The 16,368-nt window shown below is 42.0% G+C and carries 12 protein-coding genes and 1 pseudogene; 4 read left to right on the forward strand and 9 right to left on the reverse strand.

Features of this window, described 5'->3' with window-relative positions:
- Positions 1–44: 44 nt before the first annotated feature.
- The gene (locus tag ACMHKH_RS01905) at positions 45–1,898 is read right to left on the reverse strand and encodes an ABC transporter ATP-binding protein (protein WP_413518994.1); all 1,854 of its coding nucleotides are present in this window, start codon (positions 1,896–1,898) and stop codon (positions 45–47) included.
- A 96-nt stretch (positions 1,899–1,994) separates the two neighbouring features.
- Complete coding sequence (prpF, locus tag ACMHKH_RS01910; protein ID WP_413518995.1) at positions 1,995–3,224, reverse strand: 2-methylaconitate cis-trans isomerase PrpF; 1,230 nt, start codon at positions 3,222–3,224, stop codon at positions 1,995–1,997.
- A gap of 101 nt (positions 3,225–3,325) precedes the next feature.
- Between prpF and ACMHKH_RS01915 the strand changes: the two genes are divergently transcribed.
- Positions 3,326–3,547 carry a TA system antitoxin ParD family protein gene (locus ACMHKH_RS01915; protein ID WP_413518996.1) on the forward strand — a complete coding sequence of 74 codons (222 nt, stop codon included), beginning with the start codon at positions 3,326–3,328 and terminating at the stop codon, positions 3,545–3,547.
- Between the two features lie 17 nt (positions 3,548–3,564).
- On the forward strand, positions 3,565–3,855 hold the full coding sequence (locus ACMHKH_RS01920) for a type II toxin-antitoxin system RelE/ParE family toxin (protein ID WP_413518997.1): 291 nt from the start codon (positions 3,565–3,567) through the stop codon (positions 3,853–3,855).
- 114 nt (positions 3,856–3,969) lie between these two features.
- Here the strand turns inward: ACMHKH_RS01920 and acnD are convergent, their stop codons facing one another.
- From acnD to ACMHKH_RS01945, 5 genes are all read right to left on the reverse strand, one after another.
- Positions 3,970–6,603: a Fe/S-dependent 2-methylisocitrate dehydratase AcnD gene (gene acnD / locus ACMHKH_RS01925; RefSeq protein WP_413519056.1), complete on the reverse strand. Its 2,634-nt coding sequence runs from the start codon at positions 6,601–6,603 to the stop codon at positions 3,970–3,972.
- A 294-nt stretch (positions 6,604–6,897) separates the two neighbouring features.
- On the reverse strand, positions 6,898–8,037 hold the full coding sequence (gene prpC, locus ACMHKH_RS01930) for a 2-methylcitrate synthase (RefSeq protein ID WP_413518998.1): 1,140 nt from the start codon (positions 8,035–8,037) through the stop codon (positions 6,898–6,900).
- Between the two features lie 125 nt (positions 8,038–8,162).
- The gene (prpB, locus tag ACMHKH_RS01935; RefSeq protein ID WP_413518999.1) at positions 8,163–9,053 is read right to left on the reverse strand and encodes a methylisocitrate lyase; all 891 of its coding nucleotides are present in this window, start codon (positions 9,051–9,053) and stop codon (positions 8,163–8,165) included.
- A 371-nt stretch (positions 9,054–9,424) separates the two neighbouring features.
- Positions 9,425–10,711 (reverse strand): NRAMP family divalent metal transporter, encoded by a 1,287-nt coding sequence (locus tag ACMHKH_RS01940; protein WP_413519000.1) that lies wholly within the window; start codon positions 10,709–10,711, stop codon positions 9,425–9,427.
- A gap of 310 nt (positions 10,712–11,021) precedes the next feature.
- The gene (locus ACMHKH_RS01945; protein WP_413519001.1) at positions 11,022–11,987 is read right to left on the reverse strand and encodes a LysR substrate-binding domain-containing protein; all 966 of its coding nucleotides are present in this window, start codon (positions 11,985–11,987) and stop codon (positions 11,022–11,024) included.
- A gap of 258 nt (positions 11,988–12,245) precedes the next feature.
- Here ACMHKH_RS01945 and ACMHKH_RS01950 point away from each other — a divergent pair, with 258 nt between their 5' ends.
- Entirely contained in the window at positions 12,246–13,319 is a 1,074-nt protein-coding gene (locus ACMHKH_RS01950) for a hypothetical protein (RefSeq protein WP_413519002.1), read from the forward strand.
- Between the two features lie 202 nt (positions 13,320–13,521).
- Here the strand turns inward: ACMHKH_RS01950 and ACMHKH_RS01955 are convergent, their stop codons facing one another.
- Together ACMHKH_RS01955 and ACMHKH_RS01960 are read right to left on the reverse strand one after the other, a co-directional pair.
- On the reverse strand, positions 13,522–13,881 hold the full coding sequence (locus ACMHKH_RS01955) for a DUF3817 domain-containing protein (RefSeq protein WP_413519003.1): 360 nt from the start codon (positions 13,879–13,881) through the stop codon (positions 13,522–13,524).
- A gap of 165 nt (positions 13,882–14,046) precedes the next feature.
- Positions 14,047–15,009: an acyltransferase gene (locus ACMHKH_RS01960; protein ID WP_413519004.1), complete on the reverse strand. Its 963-nt coding sequence runs from the start codon at positions 15,007–15,009 to the stop codon at positions 14,047–14,049.
- A 388-nt stretch (positions 15,010–15,397) separates the two neighbouring features.
- Here ACMHKH_RS01960 and ACMHKH_RS01965 point away from each other — a divergent pair.
- Positions 15,398–15,938, forward strand: a pseudogene (locus ACMHKH_RS01965) (transposase); the annotation flags it as partial.
- Between the last annotated feature and the right edge of the window lie 430 nt (positions 15,939–16,368).

Here is a 16,368-nt window from a genome sequence, read left to right on the forward strand (position 1 = left end):
CAAAACACATAAAAGTGTGAGCATTATAACGATTTCGTGCTGCATTAACTATTTAAGGTTTGACTGATTTTATCCAAGTTTAAACTATCTGACATCGCACTGAATATCTCAAAGTATTTACCGCGCTGCTCATATAGCGCTTCGTGAGTACCTATCTCAACCACGTGCCCGTTTTCTATTACTACTAAATCATCAGCATCGATAATTTGGGCAATATTGTGCGAGACCATAATCACTGTTCGGTCTTTTTTAATCAAATCTAGGCTTTTCTTAACCTGTTGACTGGCAATCGCATCTAGGCTAGCGGTTGGTTCATCCAAAAACACAATCGGCGGATCCTTTAAAAACATCCTTGCCAGCGCAATACGTTGCTGCTGTCCGCCTGATAGGGATTTTGCGCTACTATCATAGCCTTTTTCTAGTGATATGACTTGCTCATGAATCGAGGCTTTTTTTGCAGCAACGACAATGTCTTCATCACTGGCATTCATATCACCATAGCGGATATTTTCGCTAATAGTACCCGAGAAAATATGGTTGCTTTGTAATACCAAGCCGATATTTTGCCGTAGCTCATGGGTATCGTAGTCGGCTAGATCCTGCCCATCTAGGCATATCGTACCAGCGTCAGGCTCATAAAACCTTACCAACAGATTGATAATCGTACTCTTGCCAGCACCACTTAGACCCACCAGTGCAGTAATACGATTGGGTTTAATAGTGAAGCTGACATCTTTTAGCGCTTGAGTACCATTAGGATAGGTAAAATCGACATTTTTGAGCTCAATATGACCTTTTACGTTTTTACTACTCAAACCAGAGATTTTTTCAACTTGTTCGTCAGCTTCTAAAATCTCAAAAAAACCTTCAGCATAGGTGAGGGCATTGTTAATTTGATCATAAATACGATGCAATTGACGAATAGGCGCAGCGACGTTCTGAAATAGCATGACGTGGAATAAAATCATACCGATGGTCATCTGACCGTTTAGCACAAAGTAGGACGTCAATAAAATAATCGCTACTACACCGATTTGTTCAATAAAGGTTTTTACCGCATCGTAAATAAAACCTATACTACGAATACGCAGCTGATTGTCGGTCATCTCTTTTTGAATGGTTAAATGTTTTTCAGCCTCAATAGGCTCACGTACAAAAGATTTCACCACGCTGATAGAATTAATCAGCGAGATAACCAGCCCGCTTTTTGCTTCTCGAAAGTCGCGCATCTGCCGACGAAAGCCTTGTAAACGCTTGGCTTGTTTTTGACTGATAAAAAAGTAGATCGGGATGATAATCAGACCAACCAAGCCTATCCAAAAGTTGGTCGAAAACATAATGATGAGCGATACAATGGCACTGGCAAACAGCGGTAGCATATCGATAAAGAAGTTCTGCACTAGGCTTGTAAGACTGCTAACGCCATAATCAATACGGGTTTGCAGCTTGCCACTGTCGTTTTCGCTACTGGTATAAAACGCCATACGGTAAGTTAAAATACGCTCAATGATTTTTTGCGATAAATCACGTGACAGATTGATACGAATTTTTTCGCCATAAAAGCGCTGTCCAAACGAGATGAATATCGACAATATCTCTTTAGTCAGCAATACCACACTGATAATAGTTAGCATGCGCACGCCAGCTTCCCAAGGCTCGGTAAGGGTGGCGATTTCAGTCAAGGTATCAACCGCATAGCGCAGCACAAAGGCGTTGACCTGAGCAGTAAAGGAGCCCAGCACTGTCAATATCAAGGTAGCAACGATTAATAACTGATAGGGTTTAGCGAATACCGCAAGCTTTTTTAGGATATCCCATAGCAACGCCCGCCGCTCCGTTTTCTTGAGCGGTGGCTTCTTATAGAGTGGGGATTTACTAAGCTGGGGAGTTGTTGGCATAGAAACCTAATATAAAAACCTAATTTAAACTCTGGTTCAATTTTTAGCTTATATTATAGATTATAATCAACATTATTTAACGGGTATTGCTTAACCTTAAAACGCATCCGCTGGTACAAATACTTCACCAACCATAATGCGACGAGCAGATCGGCTCATTGAGACTTTTTTGGCTTGCCAGCGACCATCGACTTGTTCTGTTTTACCGCCAACCAATAACGTACCTGACGGATGACCAAAGCGCACCTCAGTCAGCTCGCCTGCACCTGCGGCTTGGTTAACTAACGTTCCTTGCGTTGTCGCTGCTGCGGCAATAGCGACTGCTGCTGTGCCCATCATGGCATGATGCAATTGACCCATACTCATGGCGCGTACGACCAGATCAATATCATTGGCATCAACGGCTTTACCACTAGAGGCGCTATAGCTTTGCGCAGAGGCAACCCAAGCAATCTTTGGAATATGCTGACTGGTTTGCGCCTCACTGACATCTTTAAACAGTCCCATCGCAACGCCACCTTTGGCACGGATATTCTCAAGCTTAGCAAGTAGCTCGCTATCACTATTGATATCGCCTTGTAATTCTGTACCAGTAAAACCCAAGTCTTCAGCTTTCATAAAAATAGTTGGGATACCTGCACTGATAAAGGTTGCTTTGACGCTATCAGTGTTTAGACCACAGCCAGACACATCAAAGTCATCGACTAGATTGTTTGTCGGAAACATATCACTGGACGAGTCTACCGGATCGATAAATTCAATCTTTACTTCAGCTGCTGGAAAGGTCACGCCATCTAATTCAAAGTCGCCCGTTTCTTGTACTTGTACCTTGCCTTGCTCATCTAGATAGACAGGCACATGAGCAATAATGGTTTTACCGATATTTTCTTGCCAAATATGCACTTCGCAGATACCACTTTCCGCACTATTGGCGACCTTATCAGCGTCGATTAGTCCCATGTTAATTGCACAAGCACCAACGGCAGCAGTTAAATTACCGCAGTTACCTGCCCAATCAATCATAGGCTTAGCGATATTAACCTGTCCAAACAAATAGTTCACATCGTGATCTGCTTTGTCAGATTGGGAGAGAATAACCGTTTTTGAGGTGCTAGAGCTGCCATTACCCAAGCCGTCGATTTGTTTGCCATAAGGATCAGGGCTACCGATAACACGTAGTAGGAAGTTATCACGCGACTTGCCAGCCACTTGGCAACGCTCCGGTAAATCAAATAAGTTAAAGAAAGTTCCTTTTGACGTGCCACCACGCATATAGGTGGCTGGGACTGATATTTGCGGGGCGAATATTGGTTTTGTTTGGGTCATTTTTTATTCCCTTTAGTTTTTCATCAGAATGATAATCGTTAATACATTAGATCTGTGGTAAAATACCACAAAGGTTAATGGTCTTGAATAAGGAGAATCCTATGTCTACTGCAAGCATACGTCTTAATAAAGCGCTGGTTGATAAAGCCTATGCGATCTCAAAAGCACAACATCGTACCCCACCAAAGCAAATAGAACATTGGGCAACCATTGGACAAATTATGGAAGACAATCCTGATTTATCCTATGAGTTTGTTAGTAAGCTATTAATTGCACAAGCAGAAGTGGATGCTGGCATGGTCGAGCCTTACGAATTCGGATAATCTTTTTTGGATAAATGATGACTCAATCTTTAAGTGTTGTTCAATCACATAGCTTTAAAAAAGCCGTTAAAAAATTACATAAAAATCAGAAAGCCGATCTAGATGCTGCTGTACGTACCTTAATGGATAACACTAATTTAGGTATACAGAAAGTAGGTGATTTATCCTCTGTACGTATCTATAAGTTTAAGATGCTAAAGCAGCTAACCTTATTGGCCTATCAAATTGATGATGGTCAGCTTGTCCTCACCTTATTAATGATTGGCACGCATGAGAACTTTTATCGTGATGTTAAATTAATACTTTAATAATCGCTCTAAAGCGCTAGTCTCATTATTTGTCACCTCTAAACATTAAAAAACCGATGCCATATAGACACTCTATACAACATCGGCTCTTTTATGGCTCAGAACTTATGAGGATTACGCAATATCTAGCGTGCCATCGATAAACTCTTTGGCAAAGCGCTGTAGCATGCCGCCAGCGTTATACATTTTAACTTCATCAGCGGTATCTAAACGACATTTCACTGAGACCTTATCGACTATGCCGTCTTTACGGTTAATAACCAATGTCATCTCACCACCAGCCGACACTTCGCCTTCGATATCGAATATTTCAGTACCATCGATATTTAGGGTGTTACGATTGACACCTTCTTTAAATTGCAAAGGTAGTGCGCCCATACCAACTAAGTTTTGACGATGGATACGCTCAAAATCTTCAGCAACGACGACTTCAACGCCTGCTAAACGTACACCTTTGGCAGCCCAATCGCGGCTTGAGCCTTGACCATAGCCGTCACCGGCGATGATGATAAGCGGCTGTTCACGGTTCATATAGGTTTCTATCGCTTCCCACATGCGCATAACTTGACCTTCAGGCTCAACTCTAGCCAATGAGCCTTGTACGACTTCACCTGTCTCGTCACGTACCATCTCATTCAATAGCTTAGGATTGGCAAAGGTTGCACGCTGCGCGGTTAAGTGGTCGCCGCGATGGGTCGCGTAAGAGTTATAGTCCTCGCTTGGTAAACCCATAGTATCAAGGTACTCGCCAGCAGCTGATGCACCCAAGATGGCATTAGATGGCGATAAATGGTCGGTGGTAATGTTATCACCAAGCACCGCTAACGGGCGCATACCTTTTAGCTTATTCATCGCTGCCATTTTACCTTCCCAATACGGCGGACGGCGGATATAAGTAGTTTGTTCACGCCAGTCATAGAGTGGGCTTAACGCTTTACCTGTGTCTTTTTTAGCTTCATCAAACATTGGAATATAAACAGCATTGAACTGCTCAGGCTTAACTGCTTTGGCAACGATAGCATCGACTTCGTCATCGTCAAACCAGATGTCTTTTAGATAAACATCATTACCGTTTTGGTCTTTGCCTAACGAGTCTTTTTCAATATCAAAGCGAATATTACCAGCGATAGCATAAGCGATAACCAAAGGTGGCGATGCTAAGAACGCTTGCTTGGCATACGGGTGGATACGACCATCAAAGTTACGGTTGCCTGATAACACGGCGGTGGTGAATAAGTCATTATCAATAATTTCTTTTTCGATATCAGGGTCTAATGCGCCACTCATACCGTTACAAGTCGTACAAGCAAAGCCAACCACGTCAAAGCCAATCTCTTGGAGCTCAGACATCAAGCCTGCTTCTTCTAGGTACATTTTGACGGTTTTAGAGCCTGGTGCTAATGATGATTTGACCCAAGGCTTACGTAATAAACCTTTTTCATTGGCGTTACGAGCAACAAGGCCTGCAGCAACCATATTGCGTGGGTTAGAGGTATTGGTACAGCTAGTAATCGCTGCAATGATAACTGCGCCATCTGGCATTAAGCCGTCTTTTGGTTCTGGTAATTTATCACCCTCACCGTGAGCAATGCCTTTGGCAACTAAGTCTGTGGTTGAAACGCGAGCATGCGGGCGCGAAGGACCTGCCATGTTACGGACGACTGCGGACAAATCAAACTCAAGCACACGTGCATACTCAGCTTTTTCCATGCCATCAGCCCACAGATCGGTTTGCTTAGCGTATTGCTCAACCAGTTTAATTTGAGCCTCAGAACGACCAGTGAGACGTAAATAGTCGATGGTTTGCTCATCGATATAGAACATCGCCGCAGTGGCGCCATATTCAGGGGTCATGTTTGAGATAGACGCACGGTCACCGACGCTCAGTTGGCGTGCACCTTCACCAAAGAATTCAATATAGGTAGAAACTACGCCTGCATCGCGTAAGAACTCAGTCATAGCAAGTACCAAATCAGTACCAGTAATGCCTTTTTGCAATTTGCCGGTTAGCTTGACACCGACGTAGTCCGGTAGGCGCATATAGGATGGGTTGCCTAGCATGACACTTTCAGCCTCCAAACCACCAACACCGATTGAGATAACACCTAATGCATCAACCATAGGCGTATGGCTGTCTGTACCGACTAAGGTATCAGCAAACGCCACTTGCTCACCGGCTTTATTCTGTACGACTTGGACGACCGGTGACATTTTTTCTAGATTAATCTGATGCATAATGCCGTTACCAGGCGGTACGACGTTGACGTTATCAAAGGCATACTGACACCAGTTGATAAAGTGGAAACGATCATCATTACGACGCTCTTCAATCGCACGGTTTTTCTCAAAGGCGTTTTCTTCAAAGCCTGCGTGTTCAACCGCTAATGAATGATCAACAATTAATTGTGTTGGCACGATAGGATTTACTTTTGAAGGATCACCGCCTTGCTCAGCAATGGCATCACGCAGACCTGCTAAATCAACAAAAGCTGTTTGACCTAAGATGTCATGACAAACGACACGGGCAGGATACCAAGGAAAATCTAAATCTTGCTTACCTTCGATGTGTTGCTTGAGCGCTGCCGTTAAGTCTTCTGGTGGGCAACGACGAACCAAGTTTTCACACAATACTTTTGAGCAAAACGGTAGTTTGTCATACGCGCCAGCTTGGATATTCTCAACCGCTTCACGAGTGTCAAAATAATACAAATCAGTGCCGGGTAATGGTTTTTTAAATGGTTCATTCATCGGTTGTACTAAAGCGTTGTCCATGAGTCACCTTTTGCGGTTAGCTGGTTAAAATAAGGAGTATTTATTAACAAGGTCATTCTTTTAGCAAAATCGTTTACATTTATGATTAATCACACTAGGTTTTGCTAAAAAAACGGTAATCGGCTATATGAAAAATTTATTTAGATTCATGAATATGTTTAACTGCTAAGCCTATAAAGGTGTCCGACTTAACAGTTAAACGTTATCTCTATAACATAAGCACTTAAAAATCAGAACTTATGCTAAATTGTAGATAATGAGCAATGTAGACTAACGCGCACTTATTTCTGGTACAGAGCGCAATTCTTCACCGGTATATTCGGCACTTGGGCGAATGATACGGTTGTTAGCGCGTTGCTCAAATACGTGCGCAGCCCAACCTGTTAGACGTGAGCAGACAAAGATTGGCGTGAACAGTTTGGTTGGAATGCCCATGAAATGATAGGCAGAGGCATGGAAGAAGTCAGCATTACAGAACAGTTTTTTCTCACGCCACATGACTTCTTCACAGCGTACTGATACTGGGTATAGTACTTCATCACCCACATCTTTACCTAGCTTCTCAGCCCAGCCTTTGATAACGACGTTACGCGGATCTGATTCGCTATAGATGGCATGACCAAAGCCCATGATTTTGTCTTTACGCGCCAGCATTCCCAGCATTTTTTCTTCAGCATCGTCCGGTGAGGTAAAGTTCTCAATCATATCCATCGCTGCTTCGTTCGCGCCGCCATGCAAGTGACCACGTAGTGAGCCAATCGCCCCAGTGATACAAGAATGGATATCAGACAAGGTAGAGGCACAAACACGTGCGGTAAAGGTTGAGGCGTTAAACTCGTGCTCAGCATAAAGAATGAGCGAGACGTTCATCACTTTGGTATGTAGCTCGTTTGGCTTTTCGCCTTTGAGCAGATGCAAGAAATGACCGCCAATGGTCTCATCATCAGTTTCGGTTTCGATACGCACGTTGTCATGGGTAAAGCGATACCAATAATTGATGATTGATGGGAAGACTGCCAGCATACGATCTGCTTGGTTGTTTTCTTCTGCAAAGTCCAATTCTGTCTCTAAGTTGCCAAGCATAGAACAACCAGTACGTAAAACGTCCATCGGATGCGCTTCCGCTGGGATACGCTCTAATACGTCTTTTAGTGCTTGTGGTAGACCACGTAAACCTTTTAACTTAGTTTGATAGGCATCAAGCTCGCTTTGAGTGGGCAGATTGCCATAAAGCAGTAGATAAGCAACTTCTTCAAAGATGCATTTATCTGCCAATTCTGAAACGTCGTAACCGCGATAAGTCAAACCTGAGCCTGATTTACCAACGGTAGATAGAGCGGTCTTGCCAGCGACTTGACCACGTAAGCCTGCGCCTGACAATACTTTTGCTGATTGGTTTTGTGCTGCCATGATAAATTCCTTTTGTTGGTAGCTTTTGGGTTTAAAACTAATAATGAGTAAACTTATAAAAATTAAATGTACCTAAGTAAACTCAGATGACAATCGTTTTACTTAGGTCTTACTTGATAGCTATCTTATTTATTATCAGCAAATAGTTTGTCTAAGGTCTGCTCAAACTCATGATAATTTAAGAAATCATAGAGCTCCATACGGGTTTGCATGGTATCGACGACTTTTTCTTGCGTGCCATCATCGAGTAGATGCTGATAAACATTAAGCGCGGCTTTATTCATCGCACGGAATGCCGATAGTGGGTAAAGCACCATATCAACACCTACCGCATATAGTTGCTCAGTTGTATAAAGGTCAGTCTGACCAAATTCAGTCATGTTGGCAAGTACTGGGATATCAAGCACATCAGTAAACTTACGGTACATCTCAATATCAGTCAATGCTTCAGCAAAAATCATATCAGCGCCAGCTTCTTGAAAGGCAACGGCACGTTCAACAGCCGCATCAAGACCTTCAACAGATAAAGCGTCAGTACGCGCCATCACCACAAAGTCATTATCAACTTTGGCATCAAGTGCTGCTTTTAAGCGATCAACCATTTCTGAGATGCTAACGATTTCTTTATTAGGGCGGTGACCACAGCGCTTTTGCGCCACTTGGTCTTCGATATGTACCGCTGCCACGCCAGCTTTTTCCATTTTTCGAATGGTTTGGGCGATATTAAATGCGCCACCAAAGCCAGTATCAATATCAACCAATAATGGGGTATCAACGGCATCGGTAATACGGCGCGCATCTTCTAAGACATTATCAAGGCTGGTCATACCAAGGTCAGGTAAACCAAACGACGCATTTGCCACGCCAGCGCCAGACAGATACAGCGCTTGGTGACCAACTTGGGTTGCCATCATAGCGGTATAAGCGTTAATTGCGCCTGCGATCTGTAGCGGTTGGTTGTTATCGTTTTTTTGTTTCATTGCACTGCGAAAGCGAGCGCCAGCTGATAGGGTCATGTCGTAGTCCTTATGTAGAGGGATAATCTTATCTGTGTCATATAGATTCAATCATTGTGCTTGATTATACCCATTTATCCTTACTCGGAAAGCGGCGTTTTAATACTATTGGTTAATTTAAATTAATAGTTATTATAATTTAATTAATATTATCCATAATATGAATAGTTGTATTTGATAAGTAGTGCTTTGGCAGTATTAGTATTCATAAGTCATAAAAAGTCATTATGAATTAGGCTTTCATATTTACGTTTGGTTACAATTTTAGCTATTGGCCTTTATTATTATCAATAAAAAAGCCCTCTTAGTTTAACTAAAAGGGCTTTTGCTATATTAAATCTATTATTAGTTACACTGGTTAACAGTTATCCTTAACCAAGGATACCCGCAAGATTGGCTAGGAATAATAGGGTAAAGCCACCTAAAAACACCAGACTTGCAATCGAATAAGCGTTCATACCGGCGGATAGTTTTTTATGGTTTTTTACGAGCGAGTAGTTTAACCAACCAAAGATAGGCGCGGATATAAATGCTGATATCATCGCGAACTTTAGCATAGAGCCTAATTGTCCGGCAAAGAAGCTAATAATCACCAGACCGCCACCGATAGCATAAGTGGTCCAAAAGGCGATTTGCTTTTTATTAATCTCGTCTTCACCTTTAATCAAACGCCAGCATTCGGCATTGGCGCGCCCGTAACCATCAGCACAGGTAATGGTGGTGCCAAACATACACATAAAGGCAACGAAAGCGACCAGCAGTCTCGACCATTCACCGATAGTGGCGGTATACATATTGATAAGCTGATCAATATAAGCGACACCTGCGGTTTGAATCTCTTGACCAGAGCCGTATTGTACGAAAACGCCCAACGCTAAAAAGAACAAGGCTAAAATAGCAGAAACCAAGAAACCGACATTAAAATCCAGCAAGCCCTGACGATGCGTTGTATTGTCCGCTTTTCTCTTGGCTGACGTCCACATAGAGGTAATGGCAGCGAACTCAAGTGGTGCTGGCATCCAACCCATCAAAGCCACAATAAAGCCTAAAGTTGCCAAGTTCCAAGGAGATGCCGGGACAAAATCAGCAACCATCACCGTCGGCTTGCCAGCGGCAATCATCACCGCCATCACGGTTGCGGATACAAGCGCAATCATAATCCACTTAGTCACACCATCAAGCAGCTTATAGTGACCAGCAATCAGGAAAAACCAACATACAGCAACGATGATGATAGCTAAAGTAATACTTGATAATCCTACAGAAGCTGGCAGCATAAAGCCCAATATCACGGCAGCAAGTAATGTCACGGCCCCAGTACTAATCACCGCCGATAAAATGGATAGTATAAAGTAAACCCACAGATAGGCTTTTGAGCGTTTGGCATAGCCTGCAATTAGACTCTCGCCGGTATCATAGACGTAATCGGTACCAAAGCGGAAGAAGGGGTATTTGAAGACGTTGGCTAAAATAATCATAATCGCCAGCTGCCAGCCATATAACGCGCCAGCCTGTGTGGATGAAATCAGATGTGAGCCGCCGATAGCAGCCGTCGCCATCAAAATACCGGGACCAAAAATCCGCCAGCTAAAGCCTTCTTGCTGAGCTGGCAGGGTATCGCCAGTGGCGCTTGGGTTATTGAGTGGTTGTGTGGTCATGAATACCTCGAAATAGTTAAAACAGCAAATCATCACTTACCTGTGTCAGTTTGCCAATGATCATAAGCAAATCGTTTTAGTAGAGCTTTGCTTTATCAAAGCTCTAGCAAAAAAATAACTAAAACGATTTGCATCGTATCGATGCTAGCACACCAAACAAGTTTAGTAGAATGATTATTACTTATTTTTTGTATAGACATTCCTGATAGTTAGCATAATTAAATATAGATATCAAGTGTTCTGAATGGCTATTTTTTGGGGTTTCTTTATACCACAATACTCCATCAATATCTGATAATTTAACGCCAAGTTAAAGTGGAGCCTGAAATTTTTGCCGTCGGTAAGTGATTCCTCGCTGCTCATAGACATGATAAATCGCGCTCAATAGCTCAGGGATTTTAGGATGTACAAAGTCTTGTAGGGTATGTAGGTAGATAGGTGAGGTCACGTTTTCATGTATCAGGCTTTGATAGCTAATTTGCTCTGTACGTACGGTTTTTAAGCTGGCAGGTACTAAGGTAATGCCTTCGCCTGCAGCAACTAAGCCAAGCGCTACTTGCAAGTCACTGACGGTGGTGGTCATAAATGGAGAGATTCCATACTGCGCAAATAAATACAGTAAAGGCTCTGTGATTGGCTCAGCAGCGGCTGATTGAGGATGGGTGCTATCATTCGATATCGGTAAATGGGTTTGATGATAGAGAATCAGACGGTTATTTGCCAAGTCGATTAAACGTTGTTCACGCACATGAGCAAGCGGATGGGCTTTTGGCAGGGCAACGACATAGCGCTCATGGCGCAGTAGTATTTGCTGTATCCATAGGTCTTGATGGGCAAAACGTCCAAAGCCAACATCGATATCACCTGATTTTAGCGCATCCATTTGCTGATAAGAGCTTATGTCTTTAAGGTTGACCTCAATCTCAGGGCTGGATTGTTTCAGCCTTGCGATAACATCCGGTAGCAGCCCATACAGTATAGAGGGCACAAAACCGATATTTAACGCACTACTAGGGGCGGATAAACGCTGGGTCATACTAACAACGGTATCTACCTCCGTCAGTATGCTACTGATTTTATCGTAAAAGAAGCTACCAGCCTCTGTTAAGTGCAGCGGTCTGTGATAACGGTCAATCAACATCACGCCCATGTCAGTCTCGAGCTGCTTGAGCAAACGACTTAAGCTTGGCTGTGACAGACCGGTTTTTTGCGCTGCGGCACTAAAGCTTCTAAGCTCGGCAACCGCAATAAAAGCATTGAGCTGTTTTAGATCCATATTTTATGCTCATTTATCTGTCATATAATAACGCTTGCGTAGCGTGACATCTCAATATCATGGCATTCAATGTAGCGGAGATATATTTTATTTACTGCAAATAATAGTGCAATCCTCAAATTATACTTGAAGCGAGTGATGCGACCCTCTATATTGTTCGTTAACGATAGTGTTACACTTTAGCAAACAAGAAACCTTTATTCTTAATTCTAACAGTCATCTACAATCTCGTGGCATAAACTGGTTTGGTATCACTTCATGAGCGACAAAAAAGACAAGTCCGACGCTGATTTAGAGGCAAATTTAGCCAAAATCGCTAATACTAAGCCACGCAGGCGCAATCGCAAAGACAATATCTATGAGCGTTTTATCACGCGTGTTGAAAGCCTAGAGGAAACAGAGAGTCTAGAAAGTCTGCAAGCGGACGGTTTTAACACGCCTGCTAATAGTCATACAGATGCCTATAATGACAATGATACTGATATCGGTGGCAATTTTGAAGCAGGTTTATTAAAAAGCTCTATTCAGAAAAGCCCATTAAAACCGCTGAAGAATGCTGATAAATTGTCCTCGTATGAGCCGCTCAGTGCTGCAGAACTCGATTTATTTGCTATACAAGAACAAAACGATCTTGATAAAACACTAAGCTTGCAGGCATTTGATGATAGCACGACATCGGTAAGCCTGGATTTCTCAGACGATCAAGAGGATAGCGCGGCAAATTTTTCGGCATCAGAATCGCTTGATGATGTTGATTACAGCGATGGCATTGATGACACGGATAAGTCAATAGATAACCATGAAGCCATAGAGGTTGATACTATTGCTGGTAATTATAAATCTATCAGTAGTGGCTCTTCAACCGCAGAACCTTTAGCAGCCGTAACGAGTAAAAAATCGAAAAAAAAGAAAGGGATAAAGTCAACGGAGCAGGCAAGTGATAAAAAGTCGCTTATCGTTGGTATGGCGCTTGGTTCATTGATAATCGCCGGTGCTGTATTAACGCTCATTGCAACAGGCGTCTTGTCTACAGAGCCAAATACAGTTAAAGCGCCTGTTGCTGAAAACGTATCCCAGCCCAGCCCAGCCAACCAGCCAGCAGCGAATGGCTCTGAGCAGAATATCGTAGTAGATGCGAATACAATGCCTGCTGTACCTTCTGTCGCTGGCGAGCCCAATGCTACTGCCAAACCATTAACGCCTAATCCTCAAAAAACACAGGTGACAGATGATGAGGCGGCTGTGATTACACCAAAAGCAGAGCCTGCCATCACGTATGAAGACTTTAGAGAAGAGTCACAAAACACGCTATATCGCGAAACCAACGATTAGCACTATTTAGTAGTGCTGTAAGAAGCAGTTTAAGTCAGTATAACTATAAAAATCCGTGCCTTTATCTCAGGTGCGGATTTTTTTTTGCGCTTATTAAGTAAATATAGGATAGTCTGTCTCTCTGTCTGCATCTATTTTACTGGCTTCGCGCTCCATGTTATACAGATGAGTGGTGTAGATAATTAAGGCAATACTGTTTACATTAGACAATTTGGTTACCTTTCTTTAGGCTATTTTTTAAGTAATGGTCAAATATAAACGGACCGATTGGCAAAAATGAGCCAAGGACGCCGGCTGGCATGGCCCAGATAGGCATTTTTATTTTGCTAGCTGCGCCCATGAGCACAACAATATAAGCGATGAATAATCCGCCATGTGCCATGCCGATATATCTCACACCTTCTGGAATGTCCATCAGATACTTTAATGGCATAGCAATACAGAGTAATAATAAAAATGAGGTTCCTTCTAAATAACCTATTATTGTCAGGTATTTTAAGGCAGTATTTTGTTCTGTGGTTAAACTAGAAATGGGTTCAAACGCTTGCTGAGCCTGTGACACTTTATGTTCCTTTTATTATCAAGATGCGTTACGAGTTATTTGACGCTTATACTTTATAAATACTCAGTTAATAGCGGCTCTTACGCATTACTGTTATTGCTTGCTATTAAAAAACCAATATAATCATGATTATATTGGTTTAAAAATACCAGTAGTGCTTATAAATTAAGCATCAAGGGCAGAGGGCTTGTTTTCAAAGTCAGCCAGCATATCAGCTATTAGCTTGTCTTTTTGCTGCCAAATCTGCTCAACCCATTCGAACATCTCCGCTTTTATCGCTTCATCATTCTCATAACCACCATTTTGAACAGCGGTAAATAACTCGTCAGGCATCTTAATATGTCGTACATCGACGCCCAAGCGTTTGATATTACCTTTCCACAAATCGCCATAGGTCGGTACACCATCAGGATAAACAATGGTCATGTCTAAAATACCATCTATATCTTCGCCAAGCGCACTAATCGCAAGCGATAGCCCGCCAGCCCTTGGTTTGAGTAAATGCGTATAAGGAGACTGCTGCTTGTCGCGTTTTGATGGAGTAAAGCGTGTCCCTTCTAAATAATTTAGCAGCGTAAAAGGCTTGTCTTTTAGCAGTGCGCAGGCACGTTTCGCTTCTTCGATGTCTTTACCTTTTAAAGCAGGGTTCTTAGCAATCGCTTCTTTAGAATGTCGGCGCATCATGGGGAAATCAAGAAAATAGAACGCCTGACCGATGACTGGAATGTATATGAGCTCAAACTTGGTAAAAAAGCGGGTCAATGGCAAGCGATTTTCGCTGATATATTGCACGATGCTGGTATCAACCCATGATTGATGATTACTCATCAGTAGATACTTGCCTTCGGTATGAATATCGTCAGGCAGACTAATACGCCAGTCTTTACGCGGCAGTATGTTGTCAATCATGGCATTATTGCTATTAATCCAATAATTGGTCACATCAATCACAGCTTTGTCAGCAATAGCAGCGCCGGTGACGGCTTTGGCGGCCCCCATAACCCATACGGGAAGACCTGCCAGCATACTATTAAAGGTAATAACACCTGTCGCTGTGGTCAGTGAGGCGGCCTTGCCAAGTCTTGGGCTGCGTTCATGGAGTTTTTGAACCAATGATTTGAGTTGCATGTAAAATCCTTTTAACCTTACATTTTATAAAATAGTTATAACGTAGGGTGTGTAATATTAGCAGAAATAAATATGTGTGTTTATTTAATTGGTTAACGAATCATACGCGGTATCTAATAACGGATGCAGCTTTCATTAAATAGACATCATTTAACTTGTGCGTACCTAAAATTAGGTTCACAAGTTAAAAGAGATAATTATCTAGTAAAAACAATGATCTATAGTGAAGAGAGAAATAAATAGTTCATGAACCTTAATATGTGACATAACCTGAGTATAACAACCCTTATTTAAACTATTAGGAGCCTCAACTGAGATACTTATGAGCTATGCTGAAGAAACCGTAGAGATAAATTTGGTAAACTAACGATTCGATGAGGAGCTTACCATAACCAAGAAAATCAGAACTTATAACACAGAATTTAAAGCAGAAGCCGTTGAGAAGCTAGCTGACAATAATGGTAATTTTTCAGCCACTGATAAGTAGCTTGGCATAGCGATGCAAACCTTATCAAACTGGCAGAACAAAACTAATCAAGGCAAGATTTTTGGTATAGAACAATATGATCCTGAGCTTATGGCAGCTATACAGGAAATAAAGCAGCTCAAGCCACAACTTAAAATTGTTAAAGAGGAACGAGAGATTCTAAATGAGGAGGGATAAAGCGAAGTACTACTTTGCCTGATTGCAAGCTACTACGCTGGATTAATCGTGACATTAGTGAGCAGTAGATCCATCGCAATCGGGTTAAATTACTGTTTAGAGTAGCTCATGATGAGACCAGTCAGTGCTATGGCGAAGATTGATTGCATAGCCACTTAAGTGCGCAAGGATACGTATCAGCCAATATATGGTCAGAAGTAACAAAGAAGAGTGCTGCATCAAATGCCGTCGTCGCAAGCGCTTTAAAATCATTATTAACTTCAACATCATTCCTATAAAGAGAATAACTATATATTTCAAATTAAATTAATTGAAGATTAAAATAGGTCAGTGTTTGATTGCGATCAAGCTTACCTCAAAATAAATGGTTATCTCTATATTCATAGTTAGTCCGATATTTTTACATGTTAGATCGAATGAGTCCGGTATTCTTACATGTTGCATGTATTAATTGCAATAAATTCAATTGCTTATAAAATTGACCCGTAATTTTTTTAGGAGTTTTAGTACAAGCTATGAGTTAGCTTTGTGATAAAGGTCACATGGTTCTATGATACGCGCAATAGATGAGCTAGTTCAGGAGTTTGTTATAATTGGTTTCTGTGGGGTATACCCTAAAGAATCCAATCCATGATAACAAATCGCCGAGATTGTCGGGGATTCAGCATTCTGAGATTACGCATTAAATTTTTAGT

It is taken from the genome of Psychrobacter glacincola (assembly GCF_965118485.1).
Lineage (GTDB): Bacteria > Pseudomonadota > Gammaproteobacteria > Pseudomonadales > Moraxellaceae > Psychrobacter > Psychrobacter glacincola_D.